The 8,417-nt window shown below is 73.8% G+C and carries 6 protein-coding genes and 1 pseudogene; 3 read left to right on the forward strand and 4 right to left on the reverse strand.

Features of this window, described 5'->3' with window-relative positions:
• Positions 1-51: 51 nt before the first annotated feature.
• On the reverse strand, positions 52-1,365 hold the full coding sequence (locus FM119_RS11890) for a D-arabinono-1,4-lactone oxidase (RefSeq protein ID WP_087138373.1): 1,314 nt from the start codon (positions 1,363-1,365) through the stop codon (positions 52-54).
• A gap of 286 nt (positions 1,366-1,651) precedes the next feature.
• Here FM119_RS11890 and FM119_RS11895 point away from each other — a divergent pair, with 286 nt between their 5' ends.
• Both FM119_RS11895 and FM119_RS11900 read left to right on the forward strand, forming a co-directional pair.
• Complete coding sequence (locus FM119_RS11895) at positions 1,652-3,709, forward strand: hypothetical protein (protein WP_087138374.1); 2,058 nt, start codon at positions 1,652-1,654, stop codon at positions 3,707-3,709.
• A 70-nt stretch (positions 3,710-3,779) separates the two neighbouring features.
• Entirely contained in the window at positions 3,780-4,412 is a 633-nt protein-coding gene (locus FM119_RS11900) for a Type 1 glutamine amidotransferase-like domain-containing protein (protein WP_087138375.1), read from the forward strand.
• A 51-nt stretch (positions 4,413-4,463) separates the two neighbouring features.
• On the opposite strand, the gene FM119_RS11905 is transcribed toward FM119_RS11900, so the two are convergent.
• The gene (locus tag FM119_RS11905; protein WP_179205327.1) at positions 4,464-4,781 is read right to left on the reverse strand and encodes a rhodanese-like domain-containing protein; all 318 of its coding nucleotides are present in this window, start codon (positions 4,779-4,781) and stop codon (positions 4,464-4,466) included.
• A 40-nt stretch (positions 4,782-4,821) separates the two neighbouring features.
• Positions 4,822-6,072 carry an MFS transporter gene (locus FM119_RS11910; RefSeq protein ID WP_087138376.1) on the reverse strand — a complete coding sequence of 417 codons (1,251 nt, stop codon included), beginning with the start codon at positions 6,070-6,072 and terminating at the stop codon, positions 4,822-4,824.
• A 101-nt stretch (positions 6,073-6,173) separates the two neighbouring features.
• On the opposite strand from FM119_RS11910, the gene FM119_RS11915 reads away from it, so the two are divergent.
• Positions 6,174-6,590, forward strand: a complete 417-nt coding sequence (locus FM119_RS11915; protein WP_087138377.1) for a MerR family transcriptional regulator — start codon at positions 6,174-6,176, stop codon at positions 6,588-6,590.
• 97 nt (positions 6,591-6,687) lie between these two features.
• Here the strand turns inward: FM119_RS11915 and FM119_RS13930 are convergent.
• A pseudogene (locus tag FM119_RS13930) lies at positions 6,688-8,417 on the reverse strand (hypothetical protein); the annotation flags it as partial.

The following is an 8,417-nucleotide window of genomic DNA, read 5'->3' on the forward strand; positions in this document are numbered from 1 at the left end:
AGCCGTCCTCCACGCCTGCCTCACCTGGGCGACCCTATTAGGAGACACGCCCTAGTCGCCGAGGATGCGGGTCAGCTCGGGGTTGCCGAACACACGCTCGGGGTCCAGGCGGTCCCTGACGGCGAGTGCGTCCGGAAGGCGCGGGTAGCTCGCGCGGAGCTGCGCCGCGCTCCTTCCATGCAGCTTTCCCCAGTGCGGACGGCCGCCCAGCGCGACGAGGCGCTCCTCGACGGCGGCGAAGTAGTCCTCGTGCTCGTCACGGAGGTGGCGGTGCACCGCGATGTAGGCCGTCCGCCGGCCGGACGCGGTCGAGAGCCAGAGCCCGTCGGCCGCGGCGAAGCGCACCTCGACGGGGAACGAGATCCGCCAGTCGTTCTCCTCGATGACCCGGCGCACCGCCTCGACCGCCTCGGTGACGCGCTCGGCGGGGACGGCGTACTCCATCTCGCGGAACCGCACGAGTCGCGGGCTCGCGAACACCCGGTCCGAGCGGTCCGTGTACTCCCTGGTGCTGTGCAGGGCCGTCGCCGTCGTGTTGATCCTCGCCGTCCACGCCGGCCGGAGGGTCGCGAGCCCGCACGCGAGAGCGAGAGCGCCGTTCTGCATCACGATGTCGTTGCTCCAGCGGGCGAGGGGCGCGGGTGCGTCGACGGGCTCGTCGGCCGGTCGACGCTCCAGGGTCTTGACGATGACGTCGTCGGTGTGGGGGAACCAGAGGAACTCGAGGTGATCGGCGGTCTCCGCTCGCGCCAGCGCCGAGCCGACGGCCCCGGCGAAGGGCTCGACCGTCTCCGTGGCCCGCAGCAGGAAGCGGGGCACGCAGCGCAGGGTGATGGTGTCCACGACGCCGAACGCGCCGAGGCCGAGCGCGAGCAGGGGCAGCAGCTCGGGATGGTCGTCCTCTCCGACACGGATCCGCTCGCCGTCGGCGGTCACGAGCGTCAGTGCCGCGACCATCGCCGCGAGGCCGGGGTGGCCGAGTCCCGTCCCGTGCGTCCCCGTCGCGGTCGCCCCCGCAAGCGTCTGGACGTCGATGTCGCCGAGGTTGTCGAGCGCGAGTCCCTCGGCGGCGAGCGCCGCGGAGACGCGGTGAAGCGGCGTCGCGGCGGGGAAGGTGGCCGTGCGGCGGTCCCTGTCGACGCTGATGAGACCGCTCAGGGCGCCGAGGTCGAGCTGCACGCCGATGCGGTCGACCGGCGTCGCGACGCCGCTGAACGAGTGCCCCGAGCCGACGACCTTCACGGGGGTGCGCGCGGCGGCTGCGGCGGCGACGACGCGCTGCAGCTCGCCGACGTCCGCGGGCCGTTCGACGCGGGAGGGGGCACTCCGCTGGGTCCTTCCCCAGTTCGTCCAGTTCCGCGTCACGTCCCCACTCTGCCCCCTCGTGGACGCCGGGTGGCGTCCTCCCGGCGCGTGTCGGCCGCGAACGTTTCCGGACCCGGTCCGACATCATCCGGCCGCGGTCGTTGACCTGAAGCCGGAACTGGGTTGGAATGAGTGCACTGTGGATTCTCGCGTCAGCGGTGCATTCCCCCATCCACGGGGCGCAGGGGTGGGTGGGGAGTCTGCGGAACCCGGATTCGGGCCGCGAACGACCTCTCGCCCCCGTCTTGTCGCGCTCGGGCTCGCGGCGGCGCTGACGATCGGGCTCGTGCTCGGCGCTGGGCTCCCCGGCGGCGGTGTCGCGCAGGCCGCTCCCTCCCCCTCCCCCGGTTCAGAGGAGTCCACGAGCTCGACGACCCCTCCCGAGGAGTCCTCGCGGCCCGTCACCATCGACCACGGCGACCCCACCCCCGACGGCCGGGTGACCGTCACCGGGGACAAGGCGCCCGGCGCGACCGTGCACATCCGGATCGGGGACGCGACCGAGCCCTCCTGCATCAGGGACGGCGACGAGTCCTCCTACCGGTGCGAGCTGCGGGGGCTGCCGAGCGGTGACAGCATCCGGATCGGTGCCACCCAGCGAGATGCGGCCGGCACCACGAGCGAGGCGTCGACGAGCGTGTCCTTCATCGCCGCCCCGAGCATCAACCCCGCCCCGGTCGCCGCCTTCGGCATCATCGGCGGACGCGGATACCCGGGCGCGACGGTGACGGTCACGATCAACGGGTCCTCGACGGTCACGGCCACGGTCGGCTCGGACGGCAGCTGGGTGGTCTCGCTCGAGGAGCTCGGGCTGCCCGCTGGCAGCTACCGGCTGAGTGCCACCCAGACCGCCCCCTTCGGCACGAAACCGGTGTCCGCACGGAGCGCGGAGGTGACCACACGCCTGGAGTCGGAGCGGCCCGCGGCTCCGGAGCTCCGGGCTCCGCGCGACGGCGCCGTCGTCCCCGCCTCCGGAACGAGGGCGTCCGGAACCGGTGTACCGGGCGCCACGGTGACCGTCGGCTATGGCAACGCCGACCACGAGGGCGTGGCGTGCAGCGCTCCGGTCGCCGACGACGGCTCGTGGAGCTGCACCATCGACGGGGGCGGGCCCGGCGGCGACTTCCGGCTGAGCGCCAGCCAGCGCACCGAGGCGGGGATGACCTCGACGCCCTCCACCGCCGTGACGATCAGCTTCGCCCAGGACCCGACCGCGAGCCCGGACACGGACGATGAGACGGCCACGCCCGAGGACACGGCCCGGCCGGAGAACCCGGCGACCCCGAGCCCGACCGCACCGCCGGAGGGTCAGGACACCAGTGACGAGCCGGAGGACGGGCAGAGCTCGACCCCCGGCGCGCCGGGCGAGGACGGCACATCCCCCGCCGGGCCGGAGCAGGGCGGAGACGACGAGGGCCCGAGCCCCGTCGCCTCGATGCTCACCGCGCAGAGCATCTGGGCCGGGGGCGGCGCCCCGCTGGTGATCGCCCTCGCGCTTCTTCTCGCCGTCGGCGCCCTCACCGCGCTCCGGCGCCCCCTCCTCGCCGCGCTCCCGTCCGGTTCCGGCGCCCACGCACCGCGTGCAGCCATCGGGCGCCGGCCACGGCACGCGATGACGGCAGGGCTCGGCGGTCTCGGCCTCGGCGTCCTCGTGTCGGCGGCGGCAGGTGCGGTGTACCTCAGCCTGCCGCAGGTGGTCGAGCCGACGTGGACCCGCGTGCTGACCGCAGCGCTCATCGCGACCGTCATCGTGAACGCGGCATCGCTGCTGACCGCGCTACGCTCGCTCGGCGGGCGCGGCGGGGCCGAACCGGTGCTCCGCGTCAGCGTCGTCGGGCTCGTGCTCCTGGCGGCGACGGCCGTCCTCAGCCGGGCCACCGGGACCGAGCCCCCGGTGCTGTTCGTTCTGCTCGCCGCCGTGCAGACCGCCCCGGTGGTCGCGGCCGCGGACCGGCGACGGCTGGCGCTCCGACGCCCCGTGGTGCTGCTCGTCCTCGGCGCGGCGGCCGTCGCCGTCGCCGTGCTGCTCCAGTCGTTCCCGTCGTCCGCGGGGACGCTGGCCACGGAGACGGCCGTGCTCACCGCCTCGGCGGCGCTCGGCTCGGCCGCGGTCGGCATGCTGCCGCTGCCCGGCCTCGACGGGCTGGAGCTGTGGCGGTGGTCCCGCCGACGCTGGCTGCTGCTCGGCCTCCTCTGCGCCGGCGGCGCGGCGCTCCTGCTCGCCCCGACCTCGTCCGCGTGGGTGCCGATCGTCCTCGGCGCGGCGGCGCTCCTGGTCCTGGGCGCCTCGGCCGTCACGATGCTCTGGACCCGCGTGGTCCGGCCCGCGCTCGACGCGGACTGAGCGGACCGCGCACCGGACGGACCACGCACCGGACGACCCATCCGCGCCGGTGCTCCCCTAGGCTCGAGGCGTGCGCCTTCTCCTCCTCTCCCTCGGCACCGGTGCCGTCCCCGGCTTCCTCGACGCCACCGTCGGCACGGACAGGGCCGCGACCCGCATCGGCTACATCGACGACGCCGCGGTCCCCCACGCGGGCGCGCCCTTCGTCGCGGCGGAGCATGCAGCGCTCGGCCGCTTCGGGGCCGCGATCACCGACATCACCGTCGGCTCCCTGCCCGATGCCGAGGCCGTCGCCGCCGCACTGGCCGGGCTCGACGCGGTGTACGTCTGCGGCGGGGAGAGCTTCGCGCTCCTCGCGGCGCTGCGCCGAACCGGAGGGGACACCGTCCTCACCGCACTGGTCCGCGCCGGGCTGCCCTACATCGGCTCGAGCGCGGGATCGATCGTCACCGGGCGCAGCCTCGAACCGCTCAGCCTGATGGACGACCCGGCGCTCGGTGAGGGACTGACCACGCGCGACGGGCTCGGCCTCGTCGACACCGTCGTCGTACCGCACGCCGACGGCGCTCTCCCGCCCTACCCGGCGCCGCTCATCGACCGCATCGTCGGCGAGTACGGCCGCGACTACCCGCTGACGCTGCTGCGCGACGACCAGGCAGTGCTCGTCGACGACGACGGCGTCCGCATCGTCGTCTCCGCCTGAGGCCGACGCGTACGCCCCACGACCCCGACGAGGCCTCCGGCCGGCGACCGATCAGGCGTCGGGTGTCTCGTCCCGCACGACCGGCAGGCCGGCCTCCGCCCAGGCGGTGATGCCGCCGCGAACGTTGACGGCCTCACGGCCGCTCTGCTCCAGGTATGCGGCGACGCGCGCGCTCCGCCCACCGGAGTGGCAGAGCACGTACAGCGGTTCGGCGTCGGGCAGTTCGCCCACGGACTCGAGGAAGCGGCTCAGGGGGATCGACACGGCGCTGGCCAGGCGGACACGCTGCAGCTCGTCCGGCTCCCTCACGTCGACGATGACGGCCCCGTCGCCGAGTGCGGCCAGTTCTGTCACATCGATCTCACGCATGCGCCCATTCTCGCATCGGGTCGATGTGCGACACGAGCGATCATCTGTGCGCGTCCGGGCGGGCGGCACGCCAGCCGAGAATCGGGGAGGCGCAGCACACTCCGATCAGCAACCACAGCACGGGTGTCCACGATCCGGACGCCGCGTGCACCGCGCCGACCAGGGGCGCGCCGACGGCGGCGAGCGCGAAGCCGCCCGTCTGGGCGAACGAGGACAGCGCGGCCGTGTGCCCGGCGTCTCGGCCGCGGCGGCTGTAGATGAGCGCGGGAAGCGCCTGCCCTCCCCCCAGGCCGATCCCGAGCAGGGGGACTCCGAGACCGAGCAGGAGCGGGGCCGACGGAACGGTCAGGATGACGAGGATGCCGAGCAGGGAGGTGACCGCGATGGCCAGCATCGTGCCCAGCTGGCTGCGTCGTCGCCCCGCGTGAATCGGCGCGAGACCGCCACCGAGGGCGACCCCCGCGATGAGGATGCTCTGACCGGTGCCTGCCTGCGCCGCGGTGAGGCCCGCCGCGATGAGCACCGAGGGGAGCCAGGCCAGAAGCGCGTAGAAGAGGACGCTCTGAACCCCGAAGAACAGCAGTGCGCTCCAGCCCGCGGCGCTTCGCCAGACGGGTGTGCGGGAACGGGCGCTCGGTGCCCGGCCCGCCGCCGCGCCGTGCGGGTGGCCGAGCGCTCCGGGCACGGCGACCTCAGCGTCATCCCCGTCGCCGGGCGGTGCGCCGACCCCGGCGTGCTCGCCGCCGTGCACCCTGACCCAGGCCGCTCCGACGACGGCTGCCGCCGCGGGGAGGACGGCGGTCGCTATCGCCGCCTCCCAGCTCCCGGTCGCCGTGGCGACGGGAACCGCCGACCCGGCGATGACGGCCGATCCGACGCCCATCATCGCGCCGTACACACCGAACATCCGCCCGGAGTCGCGCGACGAGTAGCGGGTCCGGATCAGCACGGGGATCAGCACGTTCCCCCCTCCGATCGCGAGGGCGGCGACGAGGGTGCCCGCGACGAGCCCGCCGGTGCCCCACGGCCGGATCGCTGCGCCGAGCAGAGCCGTCACCGTTGACCAGAGCAGCAGGCGGTCGGCGGAGACCCGACGGAGCAGCCAGGGCACGAGGCCGGCGCTGACCGCCATTCCCAGCGGGGGAAGCACCCCGAGCATTCCGACGACCGCCCCGTCCCACCCGGCCAGCGGCGCCAGCGGCCCCGGCTGCCCGAATGGGGCACGACTGTTCAGGCTGAGCAGGACGACGGAGGAGAGCAGAAGCGCTGCGCGGGCGCGGGGCGTGGGCATCGGGGCCTTTCGTGGGGATCACGGACCCGAGAATCCTGCACGCTCATGTACGCTTGAGCGCAAGTGGAGCGCGGCGAACGTTCCGCCCCGAGGAGGAGCCCGTGACCGCCGATGGCCTGCACTCCATCACCGAGGTCGCCGAGGCGTTCGGCCTGAGCGTTGCGACGCTGCGGTTCTACGAGGAGCGCGGGCTGATCTCCGCGACCACCCGTATCGGCCGGGTCAGGCACTACGACAGGGACGCTCTGCGCACACTCGCGTACGCCCTGCTCTGGCATCGCGACGCCGGGCTCGGGGTGACCGACACCCGTCGCGTCATGCGGATGGACCACTCGTCCGAACGGCACGCCCTCATCGCCGAGCAGCTCACCGGGATCGAACGACGGATCGCCGGCCTCCAGGACGCCGCGCGAACGCTCGAGCACCTGCGCGAGTGCCCCGCGGACGACCCCACGGACTGCCCGCACACCGGTGCCAGGCTGCGGACGATCGTCGACGCGGCCCTGCCGCCCTCCTGAGCACGGCGTCGGCGACCGCCGCCGAGCGCGTCGGCCGCCGACGCGGGGACGACCGTGCCCTTCCCCGAGGCCACGCCGCGGGGAAGGGCACGACGGGTCACTCCCCTGCGGTCCGCCTGCGCCGCGTGAGGGTGAGCGCGAGCGCGCCACCGCCGAGCGCGAGAAGGGCGAGCACCGTGAGAGCGGTCGCCGCGTCCGAACCGGTCGCCGCGAGCGAGCCGTCGTCCGCCGCACCCGCCTCCGAGCCGGTGGCCTGCCCGCCGTCCGAGCCGGACGCCGCGTCGGAACCGGACGCCTCCGACGGGTCGGCGCCGCTGCCCTCTCCCCCGCTGCCGGGGGTCGCCGTCGACGTGGGCACGGACGTCGCCGACGGTGTCGGCTCCGGGCTCACGGTCGGCTCCGGCGTGGCGGTGGGCTCCGGCGTCTCGACCGGTCCCGCCGCACCGCGCGCGGCGATGGCCGCGTCGATGGTCCCGGCGAGCACGGGGAAACGGTCGGTGTAGCAGAAGCTGCTCTCGTTGCTCAGGCAGGCGTTCCCCGTCGCGGCGAGCTCCTCGTCGCCGTAGCGGTAGCCGAGGTTGCTGGTCACGGCGATGATGTAGTGCCGGAAGTCCTTGCCCTCGAGCGAGCGGACGATGCCCGCGTCGGAGCCGGCGTTGTAGGTGAGACCGTACTTGTTGTAGTAGGTCACCTCGGCGGTCTCATTGCAGGGGCGGACGTCGATCGAGGCGAACGGCGAGCCGGCCCACGCGATGGTCGAGGTGCCGTCGGCCTTGAGCGAGGACTCGGGGACCACGGCGGGGATGCCGACGGCGGGGTACTGGCTCTCGCCCGTGTACGGCGTGGTCCAGCCGCAGAAGTTCCCGGTGTCGAGCATCCAGTGGTAGGCGCTGCCGCTCCAGATGTCCAGCAGCCAGTCCCTGCCCTCCTCGCTGAGCACGTCGGAGGCGACGTCGACGCCGGCGTCCGTGGTCCAGAGCACTCCCCCGCTTCCGCCATCGAGGATGAGGTCGAGCCTGGCCGTGTCGAAGGAGGTCATCGACACGCCGCCGTTGGACCAGCCCCCGCCCGTCGTCGCGCTGGTCCCCTGCAGCTGCAGGGTGGTCAGGCCAAGGCGCTGCAGTTCGTCGTTGAGGAACTCGATGCCGGTCTGGCCCTCGTAGCGAACCTCGTGCAGCATCTTGATCATCGCCTGCGAGGAGGTGTTGTTGGACATGCGGATCATCTCCGAGGTCCACTGCTGGATCGGCTTGGTCACGCCGTCGAAGGTGTAGTCGGCCTCGAGGTCGATCGCTCCGTGGTCGCTGAGGAAGACCAGGCCGAAGGCCGCCATCGACTTGAGCAGCGAGGCCGGGTACGTGGACATGTAGCGCAGCGGCGCGTCCTCCCGGCCGGGGATGATGTCCGTGCCCTCGCCGTAGACGCCTGAGCCGTCGAAGCGGTTCTGCTCCCAGCGCTGCCAGCGCACGGAGCTCGACGACAGCGAGTCGTCGATCGGCGCGACGACGCCGTCGGGGTAGTCGCGGCTGACCAGGACGTTCGCCCTGTCGCGGATCCGGCCCTGCTCGTCGAGCTCGATGACGGCCACGTCCACCTGGGGCACCTGCTCGGTGACGCGCCCGCGGTCGAAGTCGTAGACGCCGGAGAAGTCGGCGTTGGCGACCGCGCCGAGCACGTCGCTCTCCAGGGCGGTGAGCTCATCCGCGGCCGGGGCTGCGGACACGGCGACGGGGACGGCAAGCGTGCCGCCGACGAGGACCGCCGTGACGGCGGCCAGGCCACGGCCGCGACGGCGGCGGGGCGGGACGGACAGGGAGGGGGCGGAGC

Origin of the sequence: Mycetocola reblochoni REB411, assembly GCF_900163835.1 — a bacterium.
Classification (GTDB): domain Bacteria; phylum Actinomycetota; class Actinomycetes; order Actinomycetales; family Microbacteriaceae; genus Mycetocola_B; species Mycetocola_B reblochoni.